Annotated in this window: 15 protein-coding genes; 6 read left to right on the top strand and 9 right to left on the bottom strand. The window is 46.8% G+C overall.

Translation table 11 applies throughout. From position 1 onward, the window contains the following. Positions 1–199: 199 nt before the first annotated feature. From ACT89M_RS04265 to ACT89M_RS04240, 6 genes are all read right to left on the bottom strand, one after another. Positions 200–1873, bottom strand: a complete 1674-nt coding sequence (locus ACT89M_RS04265) for an extracellular solute-binding protein (RefSeq protein WP_308723286.1) — start codon at positions 1871–1873, stop codon at positions 200–202. A 152-nt stretch (positions 1874–2025) separates the two neighbouring features. Continuing rightward, positions 2026–3630, bottom strand: a complete 1605-nt coding sequence (locus tag ACT89M_RS04260) for a response regulator transcription factor (protein ID WP_154891670.1) — start codon at positions 3628–3630, stop codon at positions 2026–2028. A gap of 11 nt (positions 3631–3641) precedes the next feature. Further along, positions 3642–5444, bottom strand: coding sequence for a sensor histidine kinase (locus ACT89M_RS04255; RefSeq protein WP_186809824.1), 1803 nt, complete (start codon positions 5442–5444; stop codon positions 3642–3644). Between the two features lie 81 nt (positions 5445–5525). Continuing rightward, positions 5526–6233 (bottom strand): DNA alkylation repair protein, encoded by a 708-nt coding sequence (locus ACT89M_RS04250; protein WP_154891668.1) that lies wholly within the window; start codon positions 6231–6233, stop codon positions 5526–5528. Positions 6234–6438: 205 nt separating this feature from the next. Beyond that, positions 6439–8616, bottom strand: coding sequence for a 1,3-beta-galactosyl-N-acetylhexosamine phosphorylase (gene gnpA / locus ACT89M_RS04245; protein ID WP_308723287.1), 2178 nt, complete (start codon positions 8614–8616; stop codon positions 6439–6441). Positions 8617–8618: 2 nt separating this feature from the next. Continuing rightward, entirely contained in the window at positions 8619–9647 is a 1029-nt protein-coding gene (locus ACT89M_RS04240; RefSeq protein WP_090923166.1) for a glycoside hydrolase family 88/105 protein, read from the bottom strand. Positions 9648–9824: 177 nt separating this feature from the next. On the opposite strand from ACT89M_RS04240, the gene ACT89M_RS04235 reads away from it, so the two are divergent. Further along, a complete protein-coding gene (locus ACT89M_RS04235) occupies positions 9825–10799 on the top strand; it encodes an AraC family transcriptional regulator (protein WP_090923168.1) in 975 nt (324 codons plus the stop codon). 101 nt (positions 10800–10900) lie between these two features. Here ACT89M_RS04235 and ACT89M_RS04230 read toward each other — a convergent pair whose 3' ends face one another. Continuing rightward, entirely contained in the window at positions 10901–14797 is a 3897-nt protein-coding gene (locus ACT89M_RS04230) for an S-layer homology domain-containing protein (RefSeq protein ID WP_308723288.1), read from the bottom strand. A 276-nt stretch (positions 14798–15073) separates the two neighbouring features. On the opposite strand from ACT89M_RS04230, the gene ACT89M_RS04225 reads away from it, so the two are divergent. Together ACT89M_RS04225 and ACT89M_RS04220 are read left to right on the top strand one after the other, a co-directional pair. Continuing rightward, positions 15074–18211 (top strand): ATP-binding protein, encoded by a 3138-nt coding sequence (locus ACT89M_RS04225; RefSeq protein WP_253497219.1) that lies wholly within the window; start codon positions 15074–15076, stop codon positions 18209–18211. Next, positions 18208–19326, top strand: a complete 1119-nt coding sequence (locus ACT89M_RS04220) for a response regulator (RefSeq protein WP_154891665.1) — start codon at positions 18208–18210, stop codon at positions 19324–19326. The genes ACT89M_RS04225 and ACT89M_RS04220 overlap by 4 nt, the downstream gene beginning before the upstream one ends. Positions 19327–19421: 95 nt before the next feature. On the opposite strand, the gene ACT89M_RS04215 is transcribed toward ACT89M_RS04220, so the two are convergent. Beyond that, positions 19422–20594 carry a DUF4317 domain-containing protein gene (locus ACT89M_RS04215; RefSeq protein ID WP_090923180.1) on the bottom strand — a complete coding sequence of 391 codons (1173 nt, stop codon included), beginning with the start codon at positions 20592–20594 and terminating at the stop codon, positions 19422–19424. A 283-nt stretch (positions 20595–20877) separates the two neighbouring features. Here ACT89M_RS04215 and ACT89M_RS04210 point away from each other — a divergent pair, with 283 nt between their 5' ends. Further along, on the top strand, positions 20878–22047 hold the full coding sequence (locus ACT89M_RS04210; RefSeq protein WP_308723289.1) for a glycoside hydrolase family 27 protein: 1170 nt from the start codon (positions 20878–20880) through the stop codon (positions 22045–22047). After that, complete coding sequence (locus ACT89M_RS04205) at positions 22048–22251, top strand: hypothetical protein (RefSeq protein ID WP_154985214.1); 204 nt, start codon at positions 22048–22050, stop codon at positions 22249–22251. On the opposite strand, the gene ACT89M_RS04200 is transcribed toward ACT89M_RS04205, so the two are convergent. Further along, positions 22248–23084 carry a helix-turn-helix domain-containing protein gene (locus ACT89M_RS04200; protein WP_308723290.1) on the bottom strand — a complete coding sequence of 279 codons (837 nt, stop codon included), beginning with the start codon at positions 23082–23084 and terminating at the stop codon, positions 22248–22250. The genes ACT89M_RS04205 and ACT89M_RS04200 overlap by 4 nt on opposite strands. Positions 23085–23282: 198 nt before the next feature. On the opposite strand from ACT89M_RS04200, the gene ACT89M_RS04195 reads away from it, so the two are divergent. Further along, positions 23283–24818, top strand: a complete 1536-nt coding sequence (locus ACT89M_RS04195; RefSeq protein WP_308723291.1) for a carboxylesterase/lipase family protein — start codon at positions 23283–23285, stop codon at positions 24816–24818. Positions 24819–25032 lie beyond the last annotated feature (214 nt).

The following is a 25032-nucleotide window of genomic DNA, read 5'->3' as shown; positions in this document are numbered from 1 at the left end:
CTACAGGATGTCCTATAGCCTCTCTGCCTTGACCTTAGCTATTACCTACTGATACCGCTTCTCGTATTACTCTTCACACCACTTATCATGCTATTTGTCATATTTCTCTTACCGTAGTACTTTTCGTAAGGCTTATCGTATTGCTTATCTTGCTTCTTATCGTATAACCTGTCTTACTACTTGCATCTGTTTCACCTGTTTAACCCCATAGCTCTACACGTCTGCGAACCTCTTCGGTCAGTGCATCCTCATAGGCTTTGATATCCGCACTTTCTTTCAGTGTGGATTGATATTCTTCCCACGCCTGATCAAACTCTGCTGGTGAGGTCATGATCACTTTAGGCAACCATTTGCGTTTCACATCGTCCATCTTCTGTCTGGCAATTGTTTCTGGCTTATTCGGTTCAAAATTGAACGTGTAGATCGGGAACCATGGTTCGTTCTCTTCTGCAGGCTCCAGGAAATCCGTGAATTTGGTGTATCCGTAGGCCTTGAGCACTTTTTTATCAATGTCATTCAATGTAGCAAGGTATTCTTCAGGCTGTTCTTTCGGGTCCATCGCGTTTTTACCGTCTGCTGTCATGCCTTCATGGTGAGGGAAATATACCAGCGGGCTTCCAGTGTTGGCAAGTACCCAGTCCGGATCTTTCGAATTGGCACGTTGCTCCTCGTTACGGGAGAATACACCTTTGTCATCCACCTGATAATCTACATCTTTCTGTCCCCACGTTCTCAGAACTTCCGTCTCCGGATCAAGCAGGTCGTTAATGTATTGAAGCGCTCCTTCAACATCTTTACAGCTCTTCGTGATCGCTAGTCCGCCGTTGACGTTCAGAATCGGCTTATGCTGATAACGTCCTTTTACATCTTCGGACAACGTAATGGACAGTGGTACATACGTTCTTTCATACAGCTTTTGTTTGACCAGAGAAGCCTCTGCGTCGAGGAACTGCCATCCCTGGTCGACCATTCCCAGTACGCGTCCCGTTGAAATTTTGGAAATGTACTGATCGTAGTTGGCTGTGAACGTTTCATTGTCGACGAGCCCTTTATTGTAGACCTCATTGATCTTTTTAAAATAAGCCTTGGCTTCCGGAATCGTATTGTAGTTTTTCGCTGTTAACGTAGCCTTATCAACAATTGCGGCTCCTTCATTCGGATAGCCGGCCAGGAACAGCGGCGGGTTCTCCAAGGCGAAGTAACGCCAGTCGTAAGAAATGATCTCGAATCCGATGGTCGGCTGGCCGTTAATCGTTGGATTCGCTGCTTTGTACTTTTCGATCAAGTCAAAGTACTGATCCAGCGTTTTGATCGTTGGATAATTCGCCCACTCCAGCACCGCTTTTTGAATCCAGAACGCTTCCCCGTCATGGGATACTTTCATAGACTCGCCTTGTAAATTCCCGAATTGCGGAATGAAGTAGATATGACCATCCGTTGAATTCTTCATTTTCTTCCAATTGTCACCGAGATAGTTTTTGATATTCGGATATTTGTCGATGTAGTCTTCGAGTGGCACAAGCGCACCGGCAGATACTAATTGCTGTGTACCATCACTGCCATCAATAAAATCCGGATACTCTCCGCCTGCAATCATTACTCCAATTCGTTCTTTGGCGGTCTGGCCTGTGAGCCAATCCATCGTGACACGCACGCCTGTTTTTTCCTCAATAGCCTTCATTACGCGGTTATCATCAGGTGCGAGCTTGCCTGGTACAGCAAAAAATGCGGAAAACTGCTTCAGTTCTTTGCCGTCTGCCGTCTTCTCTTCCGGTTTGGAAGCCCCTGGTGTACAACCGGCGAGCACAACCGTAAACATCAACGTGAGTAGAACGAGTTGCCTTAATCTTTTTCTGACATCCTTTTTCATCATGACCCCTCCAGCGAAGTATGTTGAGAGACACTCTTTAGAAAGCGCTTTCCAAAGGTTGATTTAAAATTATCATTGTTACTTGCTCTCCTCAACGGGACAAATTATAGACCTCATCCCAATAATTCCAGATATACAAAAAATCCTGCTCCCCCTCAAGGCGCGCAGGATGATGAATCCGAGTTATGCATCGTTTGTGCCCTTTTTCGATACTGGGCAGGCGTCTCTCCCCTGATTTTCTCAAACCGGTTAATGAAATAATCGGAGTCCCGATACCCGACCTTCGTTGCAATCTCATAGACTCTATAATCCGTTCTGCGTAACAATCGAATGGCCTCGTCAATACGAATCTGATTCAGGTAATCACTGAAACTCACGCCATAATGCTTTTTAAAAATCTGGCCCAGATAGGCGCTATTCATGAAAAAATGCTCTCCAAGCAGCTTCAAGCTGACATTTTCCATATAGTGCTCATGAATGTAAGCCTCGACTCGCGCCAGTACACCCATTGCATTCCACTTCTGACGCTCTTTCAGCTTCTCCGCACATGTGTATGAAAAGTCGCAGAGATTCTCGATATTCTCTTCCATGGACAGCATGGCATAGTTCGTCTGCAGAAATGTGGACTGCATCCATTCCTCATCTGAATTCAGATCCGTATCGTCCCTGTTCACTAATCCAAGCAACGTGTACGCCAAATAATGAAGATGAATGCCCACGATGCCCGGCTCAATGCGTTGCTCCAGAAAAAATTGAAAAATGGCCTGCGCATGACCGCGTATATCTTCAGTCTGTTGCTCCTCGATCGCTTGAATCAGTCCGTCAAAGAGCTGTTTTTCCCGTCCGGCTGGTTGATTGGTAAATACACTTGTGTCCATATGTTCAAAATAATAAATCGGCCCGTACGCACTAAAGAAACGTAAACTTTTAATCTTACCGCAAGAATAATAGGACTCGTGCAGTTCCTCCAGCCTGTGCACTTCCTTGCCGACATAGATGGCTATGGCTGCACCCTGTATCTGACTTAGCTCTGTATACAGCCTTGTAACGTATTGTTCCAGTGATAATGCCTCACGCTTCAGCAACAGGTCGGTCACAATATGCAGCACTCGGTTTTTCTCACCTGTAAAAGATTTCAGGACATAGCCTACATGATTCTGATTGATATGGGCTTCCACGAGCAGACTCCCATCGTTCTGCTGTTGTTCTCGCTCCGATTCCGTTTCAATCATCAAGCATCGCAACTTCGTCATTACATCCCCATATGAGACCTGGATACTGGCGAGTGTATCTTCATCTGCCGTTCCAAGCAAAATCGATTGCACCTGTTGAGTCATAACGATATGTTCCTGTTTTTCCTGATGCCGCTTTTCTTCCGTTCTTTCCATGAAAGCCTTGCGGAAGGCCACCAGCACTTGCAACAACTCATCCTTCACAATCGGTTTGAGTATATAATCGTTCACCTGATATTTGATCGCTTGTTTGGCGTACTCAAACTCATAGAAACCGCTAAGTAACACCATCTTCATCTCGCCGCCGTATTGTTCGTAGATGATTTTCGCGAGTTGCATGCCATCCATTTCCGGCATTTTAATGTCGGATATGATGAGGTCGGGCCGCATTGTTCGGATACATTCGAGTGCCTGTACCCCATTAGAAGCCTGACCACAAACTTGAAACCCAAGTGAATTCCAATCGATCAGCAAAAGCAGTCCTTGGCGAATAAATGGCTCATCGTCCACAATCAGCACGTTGATCATATTCTCGCTCCTTATCCCTGAGATGCTTGTACAAGCGGAATTTGTATGCGAATCGTAGTCCCCTTGTACCTTTCACTGTCAATGCTTACTTGCACACGTTCATCGAAATACATTCGAAGCCGAATATATGCATTCATCACTCCAATGCTGCTCAGTTCGCTAAGCCGTTCCAGACTCGGATCAAGCAACATCGTTCGAATGAGTTCCAGCTTGTCCTTCTCCATGCCAACTCCGGTATCTTGGATCACAATATGTAGTTGCTCGTTATACTTCTGGAATCTGACTTCCACGACTCCATCATTCAAACCACCTTCAATACCATGGATACAAGCATTTTCGACAAACGTTAACACGGTCAGCTTCGGAATCTTCATCTCCAATATCTCAGCATCGGTAACGTCAATAACGAACTGTAACTTCTCGCCAAACCGATATTGCTGGATCACCAGATAACTTTCGACAAAACGAATCTCATCTTGAATGCTTACGAGATCATTGCCCCAATTAATCGTTTGCCTGAGCAGCAACGCCAGCTTCTGAATGATATCAGAGGTCTCATGTTCATCCTTGATCAGACTACGCATGCGAATGGTTTCTAGTGTATTAAACATAAAGTGTGGATTGACCTGACTCTGTAGCGCCTTTAATTCAGCCTGTTTCTTGGAAAGTTCAAGCGCCTGCCGTTCGACCTGCCCTTTAAATACGATCTCGATCAGATTCCTGATTTTGATGACCATCATATTGTAACTATGGGTTAAGCTACCGATCTCATCCTTGCCCGCAGGTTCTACAATCACTTCAAATTTTTCCTGTTTAACTTGATCCAAATGCGTTGCAATTCGGCCTACCCTGTGAACAAGGGATCTGGAAATAAGCCAGATAAGTAGTGTTGGTACCAGCAGATTAACAATAATCAGCAGAAGCAGATTGAATCTGGAATCCACGATCTCCGTCAGAAAATCCAGCTTCTCTCCACGCACAATAATCTGCCAATTTTCCGATACGACAGGAATCAATTCTGTGGACTGTCCCTCATCCTTCGACATGCCAGACATGAGATGGAACGGCTTCCTTGCCTGATTCATCTGTGCATCATTAGAGAAAATAATCCGATCATTCGAAACGATATAGATTTTGCCGCCCGCTCCCTCATTTTTGAACGATTTGTTAATGAAGGCGTAGTCGAGATCTACCTTCAATACTTTTTCCACCTGCTGTTTCCCGAAATAATTGAGTTTGCGTATAATGCTAACCTTACGGCCGCCTTGAGTTTGCGACATCTCTGCCTGCTGCTTGTCAAAATAGGAATAAATCATCATCTGGTCGTCTGTGTTCATGAGCGCCTGATACCATTCACTTTTCCTTATGTCATCATTCAGCTTGATAAAGTTGCCGCCATTTACAAACGTATCGTTATCTACATAAAACGTCACCTGATTCACTTGCTGATAACTGTAATAATACCGAACCAGATTGTTGCCGCTCAGCATATCATAATATGCAAAATAATAGTCTTCCTGATTGTTGTATTTGGACTCCATAAACCGATTCAGCGTAGCATCCGTATATAAAAAATTGGATACGTACAGGCTGTTATCCAAGCTGTTCCGCAGATTAAAGCGAATCCGTTGCTGCATTTCGTTGATCCGGCTCTGTTCTTTGGCTTCAATCTGTCCTTTGATGCTTTGATAAAACACGGCATTAGTTGCCACCACAGGAACCAGCACACAAAAAATAAACATTATGTATAACTTCGTTCTAAGACTCCAATCATCCAGTAACTGAATACGCTTACACTTTAACTTGCGTTTCATGTCGTTGTTGTCTCCCCCACCCGTGTCATCCATTACCACCATTATAACGAGCCATGGTGATAATGGAATACACGTTTCGGACTAACATCTTACATATTTGCGTTTAAAACCAAGCTGATTGCGGTCCAGTGCCTTTTGAATATTGTCGAAAGCACTGATCTGCTTGCTTTTCGGCTTGTCCAGACCTACTTCAAGTGGGCCAACCCTTTTGGCCGTTTCCACCGCTAGCTCATGCAACGGAACGTAAGACATGGCGACCGTATAGATAAATAGATTCATGGCTATTTTGGCCCGTTCAGGCGCACTGTGAATCGTTTGTTCTACCTGCTCAAGCATCTGTCTAAGTTTACTTTCCTCAAACTCGGTATCCTTGCGGCTGCCCAAAAGCCAGCAGTAACAACTCCATCCGCCGGACATTCGCAACTCTTCTCCGCTCGCAATCCAGGTGTCTGCAACCTCCTGGGCAATATCCGTCTCCGCTAAAGTTACAGCAACGATATAATCGGACACCATATAGAAATACGCCGCATCCATCCAGCGATCAAAATCGGCGTGGGTCATCACTTTCGGGTCAGCAATCACACCTGCAAAATACATGGCATCATAGTTGCCTGTTGCATACAATTGCTCAGCGAGCGGCTGATTTTTCTTGATCTGCTTCGCCATCGGTTTCATCGCCCCTGTCGCAACTCCAAACAAGGGTTCATGCGCACCGTTGGATATATAGATCTTTTTTGTACGTTCTTTGCCCAGAGCCTCAAGCTCTTGCATAACCTCGTTTACATTCATGTGAGCAGCTCCTTTGTTTTTCAATAGTCTAGCACATCAGGTCGTATGTCCATACATGTAACGTATGACATCATTATAAATTTGTTTGCTCCACAAAAAGCCCAAGGCTTATAGCGTATGTGCTACGAACCCTGAGCTTTCTTGTGTCAAACGAATCATTTACATGACTACTCCGATAACATTACAACCTGGAGAGTAGCTTATGTTATACCGAAGCCTGCGCTCCAATCTGGGTAATCATTGTATCAAATGGTGCGATATCAAACCTCTGCATCCCCTGCTCCGTGTCAATCGTCGTCGTCTGCGCCTGATCACTGTTGTTGATTACAACCAGCTTGCCGCTCTCGGGATAATACGCACACTCGGTATACACATTATCCGTAATATACTTGGTATTGTGTTGCTCATTACCTGCAAAGCGGATCAGATTCAGCAGCAGTCTGGCATTCGCCCAGTTGAATTCGAACGAAGACAGATAGATTCCCTTTCCTTTGCCAAACGCATGTACAGACAGTGCAATGTTCCCTTCCGTTTCCAGCACCACCTCGGCCGTTCCATCGGTCAGATAACGTTGCGGCTTGCCTTTCACTGTTGCACCTTCTGGCACAAGCTCATGCCGATCCTGCACGTCATAGGCCCATTTTCCATGCACTACACGCGCACCTGTATCCTCATCCATCCCAAGCACATGAGCCATTCGGAAAAAGGTATCATAACCTTCCACAGCCGACGGCTGGTTGATGCCAATAAATGTGCCTCCTTCGTGCACCCAACGGGTGAGCTGATCCACACAAGCCGTGTCATTCCAGTGCTCGCCACCGCTCCATGCAGAACCGGCTCTTCCAGCATTAATGACGACATCCACCTCGTTCAGCACGCCTTGGCGAATATCTTCAAAATCGATAAAGCGTACATCAACCGGCAACCCGGCTAACGCCTCATTCACATGAATCAAGTCATGCATGTAAGTCTCATGAAAATGTCCCGACAACGTCCAGGATCTCAATCGGCCCCAGCTATGAAGCACAGCCACACGCGTTTGAAGCTGCGCAGGTTTGCCTGCCTGGTGCAATGCTTTGATCTCCCTGAACTCATCTGCGACCTTCTCGATATATTCCACAAAATCAGGATAAGGCTCTACCAAATGCAGGTATCCGCCCAGGCCAATCCGGTCGATTTTCTCGCGCAATAACGCGCGCCGAATGTTGATCCAGTAATTTTTGGCATCAAGCGTTGGGTTCCCACCCTCCTTAAAGGTAGGTAATCCACCTAACCCAACGGGGAACAGATAGGGATGCAGGCGAATTTCATGTGTTTCAGCCTTGACGCCCGAACACATTCTGGCCTCATAGCCAGAGAACACACATTTGATCATGCCATCGAAGCCAAACTCTTCAAAGCGGTCATTGTAAGGCTCCATGCCCACCCAGCTATCGTCATAGAATACATAAGCCAGCTTGCCATGGCGATGAACGATATCAATCAACTTTCTGCCAAAATCAATGACAAAATCATTGATAAATGCCATCCAGTCCAGCTTGCGCTGCCCCGCAGGCATATGGCTGACCTGGTACTTTCCGCCATTCACAAAATCCTCTGCGGTGAGTGCATAGCCATATTTTTCGGCAAATAAATCAAGCCCTCTTGAACTCACCGTAAAATCGTAGGAACCCCAATCCGAGAAAAGATGGCGGTTACGCTCATCACTACCCCAAATCCAGGCAAAGTTATAGAAGAGCGACGTGAATCGAACAACCGTTGTTTCGGGATGAGCAAGGCACCATTTTTCCATCCAATCCAATAGATACGTTTGTGTATCCACATACATGGGGTCGATCTGCATCAGGTGTTCTTTGTCCCAGTTGTTGGTTGTGTGATTATACATAGATATTTCTTCCCAGATACGATAGACCATGAAACTTACCGTGTATTTATGCCAAGGGGTGATGCCAGTAATGACCACGTTGCCGGATTCTCTTTCGTAATTCCACTGTGTTCTCGGTACTTCCTGTCCGGTCGTCCGGTCGTACACCTGCCAATACTTCAACGCTTCCTTCGAATCGTTCACCTTGAATTGTTCGGCAAAAAAGTCCTCCATCAGATAGATGGAGATATAATCCTGAACGGCTACCTTCGGCTGAGTAATAAGAAAACATTGCTGGAGCTTATCCTTATTCCTTGATGCCCACTCATTATGATCCCGAATGATACAGATCGTCGAATAAATGCCGTATCCGGCCTGAATGATCTCACCCGACAACTTTGTCCCGTCACTATCTCTGATCACATCGGCTCCCCACCGCTCAGCCAGCTCCAGCGTCAGTGCTTCATAACCGGATTCTCCTGGTAACGTGAAAGAGCCTTTAGTTGATTTCGGCAACATGTTCACTCTCCTTGTCGTAACATATCCGACAGAAATGCCAGTGCCAGTCCCTGACCCCATCCTTGAATCCAGTCTTTCGGAATGTTGCGGTACCCATCGCGATCCTTCATCACAGCTGTTCCGCCGGAGACCCCGAGTACACGTCCATCCTCGCTGATATGGTGCAAAATGCCGCTAAGGGCCTTTTGTACATATTTCGTATGCAATGGGTTGCCGTTATTAATCATAGCCGCTGCAATACCGCATGATGCGGAAACTTCCTCATAAGATTCCGCATCATCCAGCACGGTACGCCATAAGCCATCTTCCGTCTGCAGCAACTTGATAGCCGCAAGCTGATCACGCAAGGAACATTCAACGTCCATACATTGCGGATACAAGTACCACTCTTTGAGTTGCGGTTTGACCTGTGACATCGTATAAGCTCCCCATGCATTCGCTCGTCCCCAGTAAAAGCCGGACATGTGATCCTTGTTCACGTTGTTATAACCGTGATACCACAGGCCGGTGCTTGGATCTTGCAGGTATTTGATATGCCAGTAATACTGATTCAGCGCATCCTGAATCATCGCTTCGTCCTTCAGCTTGCTACCCACTCGGAGCAGGAAAAAAGCCGCCATAAACAGCGTATCTGCCCAGGCCTGTTCAGGAAAATCATTCGCTGTTGATACCGTGTGCTGTAACACCCGATCGCCAAAGCGGAGCGCATGATTTTGCAAATAATCCACTTTACTCATGACGGTATCCCAATACTTCTGATCGCCTGTCTCTTCGTATAACGTGATCAATACATGTCCCATTGCACATGTATTCACCGTCCAGCTTGGCAAGCCTAGCTCTATATATTCATCCGCCCACTTCACCAGCCTGTCCAAAATCTCCGGATCACCTGTCGTTTGGTAAGCTCTCGCTACTCCGTAATAGGCTACGCCGCAGGGCCAATCCCAAGTCAAGTCCATATCCAGTGTTTTTCTCGTTACGTTCTGAATAACGTTTAAAATTTGTTCACGGTCGTATTTCACTTGCAGCATTGAAATTCCCCTCTCCTGCGCACACTCCTCAAATTGAGTTTAAGAAGTGACCGTCCTGTGATGTAAACGCTTTACTTATTTCATTGTACGCAGTAAAATAGTTTGCATCTAAGCATATTCGTAACAAAACTGCGCAATTTCGATCATTTATAATCCGACGAATAGGAGCAGCCGGACATGCCCAAACCGAAAAAACCTGTCATTGAATACCGCCATTACAGCCTGCCCATAGACTTTCCTGTTCTGCTACTCAGCGGGGAACGCTGGAAAATCTCTGATATGAAGAGTGAGCACCTACATTTCCATAATCATATGGAGATTGGCATCTGTTACTCCGATGGAGGTGTAATGGAGATCAAGGGAGAAAACGTTCCTTTTCGAGCCGGAGATGTTACATTCCTACCTCGTTACCTGCCCCATACAACATACAGTTCACCTAATACGGCAAGCAGGTGGGCCTATCTCTTTTTTTCGCCAGAGGAACTGTTCCAGCATTCATTAAAAACACCGCAGAGTAACATGGAGCCCAATCTCCGAGCTATTCAAGCAGGTCGTTGTGTGTTACATAAAGATCAATATCCGAAGGTGTATATGCTAGCCACATCGATTGTAGAGGAAATCCAGCGGCAAACCCCATTCTATCGAGAGAGTGCGTATGGATTATTAATGTCGCTGTATATTGAGTTGCTACGAATTCATGCGAGCGATGAGAACGGGCTTAGCCGAGAGCAGAAGCTGGAACTAGAACAGATGCGGGAAACGGAAAGGCAGAGCCGTCAGCCTGATCTGGTTATATCCCCTGCTCTGGAATTTATCACGAGGAATTACATGATGCCGGTGACGATTGATGAGCTTGCAGAACTGTGTCATCTAAGCACCACCCATTTTCGCCGCAAGTTCCATGAGATTATGGGTACGACCCCTCTTGATTTTCTAAACAGTACACGCGTAGAAGAGGCTTGCAAACGTTTAAAAAGTACCGATGCCTCGGTGCTCTCGATCTCTGAGCAAGTCGGGTTCAGGTCCATTTCCAGCTTCAACCGTTGCTTCGCCAGATTAATGGGTGAGTCGCCGAAGGCTTGGCGCACAGGTACTCACATGGAAGCTCAATCAGCCAAAGCATCTATTTTGGCATTCACAGGCTGGGTCTAAGCTACATAAAAAAATCCCGAAAGTCATTGGAGACTTCCGGGATTTTTTAATTTGTTCTTATGACTGACTCCATTTCGCAACTCAAATATGCAAACGAATCTTTAGATCAGGTCAGACTGTTGCAATAGTCTTCTCAGGAGGGTCGCTGTCTCGGCTCTTGTTATCGACTGCAATGGTGCAATCGTGTTCGAACCGCGACCCGTTACTAGCCCCGTGTGTACAATTGCTGCAGCGGATTCCTTCGCCCAGTCGGCTATTTGTTTTGCATCTGCGAAGCTGGACAACTGCTGCACCGCATCAGCAGGCACCTGACTGTCCAGTCCTGTAACTTTCATGGCTCGTGCAATCAGGGTCATCGCTTCCTGACGGGTAATCTGCTCTTGTGGACGGAATGTGCCGTCTTCATAGCCGCCGATCAAACCATATTTAGAAGCAGTCTTCACGACATCTGCAAACCAGTCTTTATCATTCAAATCTCGGAAGCCATTGTTTCCTTCACCCGGCTTCAAACCCAGTGCACGTACGACGATGGCTGCAAATTCGGCTCGTGTAATGCTACGATCTGGTTCGAAATTGCTGTTTGATACGCCGCTCACGATCATACGTGAGCTCATATCGTTCACTGCTATATTACTCCAGTGGTTAGCCACATCCGTGAAGGATTTAGGAGAGTACACAATGCTATATGCACTGTTGGTCAAGCTGTTAATCTTCGCATAATATGCTCCGTTTATTATTGTAATCTTCGTTGGTACATGACGAACGCTGCCATCTTTATCAATGACGACACCTGTTGTCATTTGGTCTGGAGCAATGTTTGCCGGAAGAGCAATCGTACGCTCTACGTAGCTACTGAATTCATTTACAGGTGTAGTCTTACCGTTATAGCTGGCAATTACGTTGAATTCCACAGGTATTCCGACCAGCGTATATCCAGCTTGCTGTGAAACGGAATTCGCTGCTTGTACCGTAGTTGGATCTACTTGGGCAATCTCTACTTGAAGCTTGATGCTCTCAAGGGAGTCGTTACTATTCAACTTAAGCTGTTCAGCCACGCTGCCAATCCGAATCTGACTTGCTGGCAAAGTGTAGCTTGCTGTATCTGTCTGGAGTACCAACACCGCTTGCTTATCTTCCATAAGCTTCACCGTCTGTCCATTCAGCTCACCGATAATTACACCTGTATTCGCACTATTACTGCCCGTAACTGGAATCGTGATTACGCTGCCAGCGGCTTCGGTATTCAGCTTTTGGGCGATCGCTTCCGCATTCACAGAAATCGTCACGACCTGTTGCCCATTCACTGTCGAAGTCATTAAGGTTCCCGCAGATTGTGCCTGGCCGTTCACCAGTACCTTTACGTTACTGCTGGTATTATTATTGGTCACTGGTGAGGTAACGCCTCCACCTCCGTTACTTGCTCCACCAGTTCCAGAATTTCCAGTATTGCCAGTAGCGTTATCTTCATTACTGCGAGTAATGAGTAACGTATAAGTCTTCTTGGTGCTGCCATTCGGTGCAGTCACCTCGATTGTTACTGTATTCAGTCCGTTTGCGAGCGAAATATCTGCAATTTTTCCACTCGTACCATTAATTTTAACGCTCGCACCTTCTTGAACAGAAGTGACACTAACCACTAACGAGCGGATTGAACTGCTCACAGTTGCTGTATAATGTTCCACATCCGGGCTAAAGACCGGAGATAATATACCACTAGTCAATGTCAGACCACCCAGGTCGGCATTGTTACTAGGCTCGCTGAGACGTTTTACGATCAGATTGTAACTGTTGCTGTTGCCGTCCTCTCCCGTCACCTTGATCTGTACAGGATTCAATCCTGTCACCAGATTAGAAGCCGTATAGGAATACACATCATTGGTCACGGATTGCTCGGTTGCTCCAGTGACGCTTATTGTCTGGCTGGTCTCTGCCTTGGAGAAGGAGAAGTCCAGACTGGTTACTTCGGGAGCTACTTCCACTTGGTAATTCCGCTCTTCTGGCGAGAAGGTTGGAGATAATGTACCGCTATTCAGTGTAAGACCACCCAGCTGGGTATTGGTACTAGGTTCGCCGAGACGTTTGACGCTCAGGTTATACGTATTGCTGTTGCCATCCTCGGCCGTCACTTTGATCTGTACAGGGTTCAAGCCTGTTATCAGGTTAGAAGCCGTATAGGAATATACATCATCGGTAACGGATTGCTCGGTTGCTCCAGTGACACTGATTGTCTGACTGGTCTCTGCCTTGGAAAAGGAGAAGTCCAGACTGGTTACTTCAGGAGCTACTTCCACTTGGTAATTCATCTCTGCTGGCGAGAAGGCTCGATCCAGAGTGCCTTGACCTACACTCAGGCTGGACAGTGTAGCATTCTCGGACTGCCACTTGGCATATAGAGTCAGATTACTAGTCACAGGTGACTGAAAATCATAAGCTTGTGTCAGCTCGATATCTGTATACCAGCCTAAAAACTTGTATCCAGCTTTACTCGGTGGCGATGGCTCTGTTGCCATAAGATTATGGCCGACTGACTGCGACAAGATTGGGGTGCCTCCGTTCGTGACGAAGGTAACATCCGAATTCCCATTTACCCATTGCGCATAGAGTGTAACGTCAGCGCCGTTAATGTTGAAGGTGTCATTCGGACTGTAGTCCGTGCCTGTTCCATCTGCTGCTGTATTCCAGCGTGAAAAGGTGTAGCCTTCCTTCTCCATATTTCCGGTGTTTCCAGCTACTGTGACGACGGGAGACAGCATAGAGTAGCCCTGCTTGTCTACAGGCACACTTCCTGACTCATGGCCATTGCCGTTGTAGCTGACGTTATACTGATTAACCAATGATTTCACAGTTGTTTTCTGACTAGCGGATTGATCCTGGTAAGCGACATATGGAATGTCGTTGGAGCTTAGCGCAAACGATACATACTGCACTTGATTAAGAGTATCAGGTCCTGTGAAGTTACTTCCTCCAACAGGTTGCCACTGATTCTGGACGAACTTTTTGACAGCTCCAAAAGGTTGCTCTGTGAACATGCCTCCATTGTCACTATAAGCAACATATGGAGTTCCTTTAGAATCGAAAACCAGTGTATTTTCTCTGGTCGAGCCAACAGAAATGCCACCACTATTTCCAACGTTCTCCCATTGCGTACCTGTGAACTTTAGTACGGTAGTTTTATAAGAATTGTCTTGAGTTGTAAAAGCAATATAAGGAACGTTGTTGGGAGCGATTGCGATTGCATGGTTCGATGATTGACCCGCTGTGAGCTTGGTAGCTCCCACGTAACTCCACGCAGATCCGTCGAACTTCTTAACAGACAACCTATAGTTGTCTGTCCCGTCACTGTAGACCACATAAGGGGTATTATTTGAATCCAGAGCGAGAGCCATTTCATTCGCGAAGCCTGAAGTCACTGACGCTCCCACGTTAGACCATACATTATTCGTGAACTTTACAACTTTAGCTACAGTCTTGTTGGGATGATCTCTATAGAGAACATAAGGATTATTCGCTGAGTCGAAGACGATCTGCATCATGTTCGCTGCTCCTGGTGAGATGTTGTTATCTCCTACATACTCCCACTGACCAGCAACGAATCTCTTAACTGCCAGCTTATAGTTGTTGGCCGCATCTTGGTAAACAAGATATGGTGTACCTTGCTTATCAATGCTTAGGAACAACTCATTGGCTTCTCCCGATGAGACTCCAGTGCTTCCTACATTTTGCCACTGGCCGTTCACAAATTTCTTTACTACTGCTTTACCAGAGTTCCCGGAATCTTTAAAAGCAACATAAGGAGTATTTTGTGGGTCTAAAGCTACGGAGTTGTATTCAGCCCGTCCAGTACTAATACCTGGGGCACCTAAAGTTGTCCAAGTCTCGGCAGCTGCGTGAGCACGGTCTCCTCCCCAAGTGTGGAATCCCGGGATACCGCTCAGGACTAATAGACAGGTGAGTATCATAGATAAAGCTGTTTTTGCATTCAGTATATTCTTGCTCATTTTTTACTTCCTTTCTTATTTAATTTGTAAATCAAAATACTTAAAGATTTGTACATACTCTCAGACCCATAAGTCCAGAGTTGCGCAAAGATAGGTCTTTGGATACTTTCACTAGATCCTTTCGACATATCACACATTCGAATTATACAAAATCACAATAAACAAAAAATAAACAAAGAATTTTGTCGATATTGAATTGCACCCTCTGGGGATATCCGCTACAATGCCGATAGAATACTAGAGATGATTGGTAATCTCCCAAAGGAGCAGCAAAACGTGTTCATACGAATTTCAGGTGTTGTTCTCACCGTGATACTTGCTGTTACGCTGCTGGTTCTATCCACGGCTAGAGAACCGCAAGCCGCCGCTCTCCATGCCCGTCAAGGCATTCTGGATCTATCGACCTGGAATCCGAAACTTGAGAATCGCATCAGGCTGGACGGTGAATGGGAATTTTATTGGAAGAAGCTACTGCCGGCTTCAGCTCATATCGCGGATCAAAAACAACAAGGATCACCAGCATCACCTGATGCTTATGCAGAGGTTCCTGGTACTTGGGGACCCGTTCAGATAGGGGATGAACGATTACCGTCCTACGGTTTTGCTACATACCGGCTTGTCCTAAAAAATACACCCGTTGAAGGCACTCTTGCCATCAAGAAAAGCAACATTCGCTTTGCCAGCGAAATTTACGTCAATGGAACCAAACTGATGGAAGACGGACAAGCCGTGGAAAAAAATGCAGGGTACAAGGCAGGCAATTCACCACAAATCGCATTTTTCCCGTATCATGGCGGTGATATTGAGATACTGGTTCGGGTCGCCAACTATGACTATCCGAATGCAGGCATCTCGGGTCCGCTTTTTTTTGGAGAACAGGCTGCCATGCTAAAAAGCCATCAGAACCGCACGGCCATTGAACTGGCAACTATGGCTGTATTGGCTACCATATCCATCATTTTTCTCATCAGTTATTTGGGATCTGCGCTATATCGAAACCGGGATGACTCTCTGTTACTGCTCGGCCTGGTATGCCTATTGTATGCCCTCTACAATGGCATGATCAGTGAACGAGTATTAGCAACAGCAAGCACAGATCTTACATTTAGTACGTTATATAAATTAAAAGATTTTTGCTCCGTTGCCTGTCTCGGCTTGTTGATCTTTTATTTCTACCGTTTCAGGACAGGCATGTTCTCGGGGGTAGTTACCTCTGTAACCCTATTTATTTTTGGCGCATATGTCAGTTTGCTCGTACTCTTTCCTATCTCCGTATACGTGTTAACCGCACCTTATGTTATCGGACTGTACACATTGATTCTGCTATGGCTTCTGGTGCAATGTGCTTTGCGGTTTGTGCTCAGCGAGAAGGGAGAACGATTATCAAGCTTTCTATGGTACGCAGCCATGCTCTGTATCACGCTGTACTGTCTGGACATCAACCTGTTCTCGATCTCACTAAAGGAAAACGTTAATATCGGACAGGTATGTATCGTACTGTTCAGCATCCTGATGTTATTTCTAGCCGTCCTGCGGCTCTTCGAGGCCTACCTTACCGTTCGATCTCTGAAGGATCAGCTTCTCCTGCTCGATCAGGTTAAGGATGATTTTCTATCCAACACATCGCATGAGCTCAAAACACCGCTCAACGCCATCGTTAATATTAGTGAAAGTCTGCTCAAGGGTTCGGAAGGCCCGCTCACCGATGAACAAGCACATAATCTGGCGATTGTGACGGGCAGTGGAAGACGTTTGACGTACCTAGTGGATGAGCTGCTGGACTATTCCAAAATGAAGCATGGGGACATCTCGCTGCACCGTTCAGCTACAGACCTGTCCTCCTATGTCGAATCGGTGTTGCGCATGCACTCCTTCCTGCTTGGTACCAAAAAGGTGGAACTGATCAATGACATCCCAGCCTATTTCCCGGCAATTTATGCAGACGGGAATCGTCTTGTTCAGATTCTGCACAACCTGATCGGCAATGCCATCAAATTCACGGAACAGGGTTCTGTCCGGATAAGTGCTACACTCGTTCAGGGAAAAGCAGCACTGCGCATTACCGATACGGGACGCGGCATCAGCCCCCACAAGTTGGAGCATATCTTCCTGCCTTTCGAACAGGAAGCAGACGCGGGGCCAATGGTTGCCGGAGGCACAGGTTTGGGTCTAAGCATCACGCGCAAACTTGTTGAGATGCACGGAGGAACCATTCACGCCGAATCAACGCTGGGTCAAGGCGCCACATTTATTTTGACGTTCCCACTGGCTGAAGGTAAAAAAGAGAAACGTGCCAACGTGACGCCTTTCAGCATGGCGCCTACGGTTTCGGGAAATCGAGAACTGAGGTATGAAGAACCTGTCATTATGCAAGGGGTACGGAATGAGTGGATTCTCGTGGTTGACGATGATGCGGCCAATCTGCAGACAATCGTGGGTCTGCTGAAGCTAGAAGGATACAGTTATGCCGTTACATCCCGTTCCCAATCGGTAATGATGCTGATGGACAAACTTCCTGCCGTGCATCTGGTGATTGCCGATATCATGATGCCAGGCATGTCAGGGTATGAACTGCTCGATCGGATTCGGGAGCGCTTCTCCCCTTCCGAACTCCCTGTGCTCATGCTAACCGCAGGCAATAAAGCTCATCAATTAAAGCTTGCGCTGGAGAAAGGTGCCAACGATTTTGTATCCAAGCCTTTTGAGTCGGAGGAATTGCTTGCACGGATCGGTGGTCTAACCCGGATGAAAACATCTGTTCAGGCTGCACGTAATGCCGAAATTTCCTTTTTGCGGTCCCAGATTAACCCGCATTTTCTGTATAACGCCTTGAATGCCATTGCCGAATTATGTGTGGATGCGCCAGATGAGGCAGAACGATTGATTTTACAATTATCCAGTTATTTGCGGGGCAGTGTTCACTTCAAACATCTGGATTCCAAGACCAGTCTGGAGAACGAACTGGGTATGATCGAGGCCTATGTAGCCATTGAACAGGCACGCTTCGGATCAAGACTCGAAGTCATTATCGATGTAGATGCTGATGTGGATCGAACTATGCAGATTCCGCCGCTGATTCTGCAGCCCTTGATCGAAAATGCTATTCGGCACGGTCTAATGTCCCGTGTTGGCGGCGGCCGTGTTATGCTATCTATTCGCAATCTCAGCGAAACAGAAACCAGATTTACCATTGAAGACAACGGCATAGGTATGACAAAACAGAAAATGAAAGAGCTCCGCCAGGTCGCCGATGGTAGCACAGGTGTCGGTTTATGGAATATATCCAGCAGACTCAAACTGCTGTATAACAGGGATTTTCGGATGGAAAGTCATGATGGTGAAGGAACCCGTATTACGCTCGATCTTCCCATTCAACACCAGAGTATGAAGGGTAACGGGGGGTACATTACATGATAAAAGTAATCATCGTAGACGATGAGGATCTATCGCTCAAACGACTAAAACGGATTTTGACTGAAAGTGGAGCCATTGAGGTATGCGAAGTATTCCATGATCCCGAGAAAGCTTGCGAATATGCAGCAAATCACAGTTTTGATGCTGCTTTCCTGGATATTACCATGCCACGAATCTCCGGGATGCAACTGATCGGCGAATTGCGCAAGCATCACCCCTCCCTGCCGATCGTGCTGGTGACAGGATATGAGGAATATGCCGTACAGGCTTTTGAAAAAGAAGTCATCGACTATATCATCAAACCTGTGACAGCCGAGCGTGTAAGTCGTACGATTCAGCGCTTGCAGCAACTTCTCCGAGACACAGCTATCTCATCGGAGCCGGTATCCCCATCCCCACGTCTGACTGTGCGGATGTTAGGCGAATTTACCGTGCTTGATGGAGCGAATGTGGACATCCCTGTGAAGCTACGAACGCCGAAAACAGAGGAGTTACTCGCATTTCTTTTATGTGCGAAGTCGACTAGCCGTGATGTACTCGCTGATACGTTATGGAAGGATCTCAGTCCGCAGAAAGCCTGGACTAATATCAACTCAACACTTTACTACGTCCGGCGTGCGGTTGGAGATAACAGCGATGTTCCACTTATCCAGAAGGATCGCAACGGGATTCGGATTGACCGGGATTCCATCGATTGTGATCTGTATGAGTTTGAAGCGTTATTTCGCCAGATCCGTCAAACTTCAACCTATTCACCTGAGATGTTCGAAAGAATAGACACCTTGTATCGTGGTGAGCTTTTGAAAGGACGGCATTATGAATGGGCACTTGCATGGTCAAGACAGCTCGAGAGGGACTTCATCACAATGATGGAAACGGCTGCTCAATATCATATCCAGCAAAAGCAACCCCTGCGTACACTGCATTATTTGGATCGAATTCTGCAGATCGATTCGATTCGGGAAGATATTCACCGTGAAAAAATCGTGATCTATCTTTCGCTGGGTCGGCGGACTGAAGCCCAGTGGCAATACCAGTTACTCGAGGAATCGCTTCACGAGGAGCTTGGCTCCCGCCCAGCAGCCGATATTCAGCTGTTGTTACGTCAATCTTAGCTGAGACAGAGACAAACAGACCTAAGACAACAAAGCCCAAGCCTGGCGGAATGACCGCAAGCTTGGGCTTTGTGAATGTTTAAGCTGAAGTTTATTTACAGATTCTCCGTAGCCAGTGTGAATCCCTCAATCACCGCATCTTCATCCACTTCAATCATAATACAGCGTCTTCCCTGATAGTTGACTTGTCTCACATATTTGAGATCCTGCGGACTGATCGAGATGGTCGCCACCTTGGTATCAATCTTGATTGATTTGGAAGTGTACTTCGGCATCACGCTGTTCGCCTTCAGTTCATAGTTTTTATTGTCGACGATTGTTTCGAATGCACGTTCCACTTTCTCGGTGGTCAGTTCTTCTACGCCGCTGGCTGTAAGCAGACGTTCTACGTCTTTGTAATCCAACTTCGGTGGCTCTTCCTCATGGGATTCCTCGTTCACTTCAATAACCCGGTTGATCTCTTCATATACATGAGCCAGGGTTGTGGCATCCATCTGCTCACCCGTGATCTCTTTGACGATATCCTCGAATATTGCGCGCTCCTCCAAGGCCGTCACAGAACGTTCCCCATTCAGCACATTTTCAACAAAATGAGGGTCCGGGAAATTGGATTTGCCCGTGCAGTACAGCACACGATTTACGTCGGAATAGTTGTCCGTAACGCTTGGATATAGGAAACCCTGCTCCGGCGTGCTTAATTTGATGATCGGATCAACGATGATGTTATACTTGAATTCCCGCTCTACATAGTCAAAGAGCAGCGTCTTCCGCTGTTTCTCCGTGGAATTCACACTACACAGGATGAAGGGATGAGCAAAGACCTCATTTTTCTCGCTTTCCTCTGTTGCCTCATTTCTCGCCTTCGTTGGCAGATAATACTGCCCTTTAATAAACGTAACCACCATATCCCGTTCATACTTGGCATCAGCCATCATACGATCGACAAGCAACAGCATCAGATCCTGCCACTCATCCGGGTCACCTGTGACGAGTGCCTGGTGAAGCATCACCTGTGCCGGCTCCTCCGCTTCTTCTTGGAACTTCAGTTCGAACAGTTTCTGATCCAGTTCACCTGTCAGCAATTTTTTGAAATTACCCATGTATAACTCTTGCTTCTCCCGATCCACCAGTTCAAACGGATGACGTTCCCAGTGATAGACTTCATTGGTTTCTTTCGTAATATAGACATTCAGGATGTCGTAAATGTTCAGCAGGTCATGATCCAGCTTGAATTGTTTGCGAATGTGCGCGACTTCTTTTTTATTCATGATTCGTTAGACAACTCCTCAAGTAAATTGGCTTTACAAGTATAAACGATAAAAAAAAGCTTCGCCAGAAGGAGGTTTAATGTTAGTGGTTTTGGACGACTCACTAAACAACATTTGTCCATGTCCAAGCAACGTCAGACTATGGTTGAAATGCCCTTAATCCGTTAAGTTCATGATAGTTATACATGATAATTAATCCCCCTATTTGTAACATGGAGAAGATGGCATTAGGTTTTTTTCAAAAAATTTAGGAATCAGGACAAGGAAGGAAGCGAGTCAGATCATGAGTATTAACACCAATGCAATGATGGGATTTGCCCCTGCGCTGGGCTGGAATTCATGGAATACGTTTACGTGGGACATCAATGAGCAATTGATTCGGGATGTTGCCGATGTGTTTGTAACGGAAGGATATCGTGACGCCGGGTACGAGTACATTGTCATTGACGATTGCTGGAGCCTGAAGGAGCGGGATGCGGACGGCAATCTGGTCGTAGACCCTGCCAAATTCCCGAGTGGAATGAAGGCGCTTGCAGATTATATTCACGACAAAGGTTTGAAGTTTGGCATGTACTCCTGTGTCGGAACACATACTTGTGCCGGGTATCCAGGCAGCTTCGAGCATGAATTTCAGGATGCGGCATTATTCGCCGAGTGGGGCGTGGATTATTTAAAATATGACTACTGCTTCAAGCCGCGCCATATCTCTGGCGAATTGTTATACAAACGCATGAGTCTTGCGCTCAAAAACTGCGGCCGCGATATTCTTTTCTCCGCCTGCAACTGGGGAGAGGACAATGTCTACGAATGGATTCGTGAATCAGGGGCCCATATGTACCGTTCCACCGGGGATATCCGTGATAACTGGGATTCGGTCAAAGAGCTTGCTCTTTCACAGCTCGGAAAACAAAGCTATACGGGCTCCTTCTGCCACAATGATATGGATATGCTCATCGTAGGCATGTACGGCGGAAGTAACAATGACTTTATCGGTAGCATTGGCGGCTGCAACGATATTGAGTACAAAACCCATTTCTCCCTCTGGTCGATGATGGGTTCACCGCTTATGATTGGATGTGATGTACGCAAGGCCAATCAGGTCACCAAGGACATTTTGCTGAACCCCGATCTGCTTGCCATTAATCAGGACGCAGAGGCACGCGGGGCTTACCGCATCAAACCTGAGCCGCAATGGTTCCATACCGATGATGTATTCATGCTGGTGAAGGTGCTTACGGACGGTGATCTGGCGATTGGTTTCTTCAATCTGAGCGACAGCCAGCGCGAACTATCCCTGCAATTTTGGGATATGGGACTGCCTTACGCATCAGGCTACTCCCTGTCTCTCTATGACTGCTGGGAGCACAAGGAACTCGGTGTATTCCGCGAGCGTTATGCTCCCGTCATAGCGGCCCATGATTGTCTCGTCGTGCGAGCCAAACTGGTGAAATAAATGGCACAAAGCCGGCTGTGCACCATCTGTCAGGTTCCGCTCACTTCCGACGATGTCGGCATCTATCTGAAATTAGTCTCATTAACAGCCCGGCAATTTGTCTGCATTGATTGTCTTGGGGTGAAGCTGAATTGCGGGCGGGAGCCGATTGAGAAGCTCATTCGTTACTTCCGTGAGTCCGGGAACTGTGCACTTTTTCGCTAAACGTTACTTGTAAATGTCTTACTAGTTATTTTTTTCTGGTGCAACATCATATATGCAGATGGCGTGTATGATGTTGCCTTTTTGAATACCCTAGAAAAATAAAGCGGATCATTATATCCTACCGAATATGCTATGGATTGAATGGACAATTGAGATGACTCAAGGAGCTCGCAGGCACGCCGGATACGACATGCCGTTATGTACGTTGACACCGATTCACCTGTAGCTTCTTTGAACCTGCGGAACAGGTAACTTCGCTCCAGATTTACGGCCTGTACAATCTCTGCTACCGTCAAGGATGATTGCCAGTAGTTTTGCTCGATATAAGTTTTCGCCATCCATACCTCATCTCTGGTTTCTGTCTGCTTCTCGCTCGGAAAAAATTCAATGTAATAGGACAGTAACAGCTGCAAACGTGCATCCGCTCTTAATACTTCACTTGGTGATGCACCTGCATTCCAGGCCAAATGAAACCACATCTCCATCGTTTCCGGTGCGGCCGGCAGTACAGGGTGCTTAACCGATAGTTGTGTCAAATCTACGATTCGCCCTGCGTTTCGTCCGTCGAACTCAATCCATACGTACTCCCACGGGTTCGCCGGATCGGGGTAGTAATAGATTTCTTTTTGCGGAAAAATGATAAAGCTCTCTCCGGCACCCAGCCGATAATGCTTGCCTCCGGTTTCCAGTGTACCCTGCCCTCGAATGATGTAGTGTAGCGCATAGACGTCACGTACACCTGGTCCCCACTGATGAAGGTTTACAGGTTTGTGTCCGCCGCTGATAAAAAAAATCTGGTTCGCCCTGCTCCCGTCTCGCCATAATGTGTCCACGTCAGCAACTCCTTTCGTGATCCCAGTCATTATATATCATTATGAGGGGTTATTGGTTTAATTTCGATGCTGGAAACAACGCTTCAAGTTGCTTATGATAGAAACAGAGGGCATATCGCCCAGCAGATTTGTAAGCGCAACCAAACATCTTGGATCGACATACATGAACGATGTTCAATTCAGAGAGGAGAATGTTGTGTGCTTAGAACTGTTACGGTCGAAAATGGTCAAGTTCAGGGACTGCCTGCCGCAGATCCACGTATTACAAGCTTTAAAGGTATTCCGTTCGCCGCGCCCCCTGTAGGCCGGAATCGCTGGCGTGCGCCACAGCCTGCTTCCGATTGGGATGGTGTACTGCAAGCCTTTGATTTTGCACCGACCTCCATGCAGGCACCAACCGTCATTGATGATAATAACATCTATACGCGAGAATGGGCGGTTGATCCTGATCTGCCGATGAATGAGGACTGTCTGTATCTAAATGTGTGGACACCTGCCAAACGAACCGATGAGAAACTACCGGTCTTTGTCTGGTACTTTGGTGGGGGGCTCCAAGTCGGTCACACGGCCGAGATGGAATTTGACGGTGAACGCATTGCGCGCAGAGGCATTGTGGTCGTGACCATCAATTACCGCTTGAATGCATTTGGTTTTCTGTGCCATCCAGAAATCAGTGCGGAGTCACCTCACGCACCGGCGAATTTTGGACATCTGGATCAGCAGGCAGGAACAGCCTGGGTGAAGCGTAATATTGCCGCGTTCGGCGGTGACCCGGATCAAATTACAATTGGGGGACAGTCTGCTGGCGGTGGCAGTGTTCTTAGTCAGATGACCTCTCCGCAAAATAAAGGCCTATTTCAGCGAGCTGTCATCATGAGCGGTATTGCAACAGAGTTATATCCAAACGTTCCTGTACCCGCTGTTCGCAGTACGCTGCGAGATGCCGAGCAGAAAGGCGTTGAATTTTTTCGTTTCCTTGGTGTATCTTCTCTGGATGAAGCCAGACAGCTGGATGCCGTCACACTACGGGATAAAATTCTGGAATATCGAAGCTTCTGGGGAACGGTCATTGATGATCAGTTCTGTATAGGTGATCCGTTCACTCGTTTCATGCAACATAAGCGTGAACTTGTTCCCGTCATGCTTGGGCATACGTCCTCCGAGTTCTGGACCCGGCCTGCGGTAAACAGTGTGGAGGAACTGAAACAGATGGCTACAGAGCTATTTGGCGAGGATGCTCCTGCCTTTTTAGAACGATGTAAAGCCGATACTGGCGATCTGGATCATGCCTTACAGCTGGCTTCTGTGCGCATGATTGAACATGCGATTCAGCTTGTAATCCGTTCTAATAGCGGTCATCCGTCGGAAACACCGCTCTATTATTATAATTTCGACGCAGACATTCCGGGCTGGGATCAACCAGGCACGTTCCATTCGGTCGATCTGTGGTTCTTTTTTGAAACACTCGCCAAATGCTGGCGTCCTTTCACGGGTAAACATTATGATCTGGCACGCCAGATGTGTAACTATCTCTCGAACTTCATTGCAACAGGTGATCCCAACGGCTTGGACTCCACCGGTAAACCACTTCCCTACTGGATTCCGAGCAGCACCGAGCAGCCGTATCGCATGGAATTTGGTGATCTGGCCCAATTGCAGCGTGCCGTACCGGAACCTGTGCTTGAATTGATCATTGAGCAGTATTTTAAAAAGCAGACTGAACCTGTAGTTTGATGTAGTTGCTGTACACCACATCGTTCTTGAGCAAACTTCAGAATATCCGTCCTAAACGCATATCTGCTTCTTCCTTCAGCAAGTATCCGTCCGACAAAAAAGAGCCATGCAATATGCACGGCTCTTTTGGTCTTGTCTATCTTATATTTCGCTATTTTTCTATCTTACCATTTAGCTGTTTTACTGTTTTACGAGCACTCTCTGGATCAGTCCC

Source organism: Paenibacillus sp. NN59 (genome assembly GCF_057597225.1).
The sequence above is the reverse complement of the archived record's forward strand: the minus strand, read 5'-3'. Positions and strand labels throughout refer to the sequence as shown.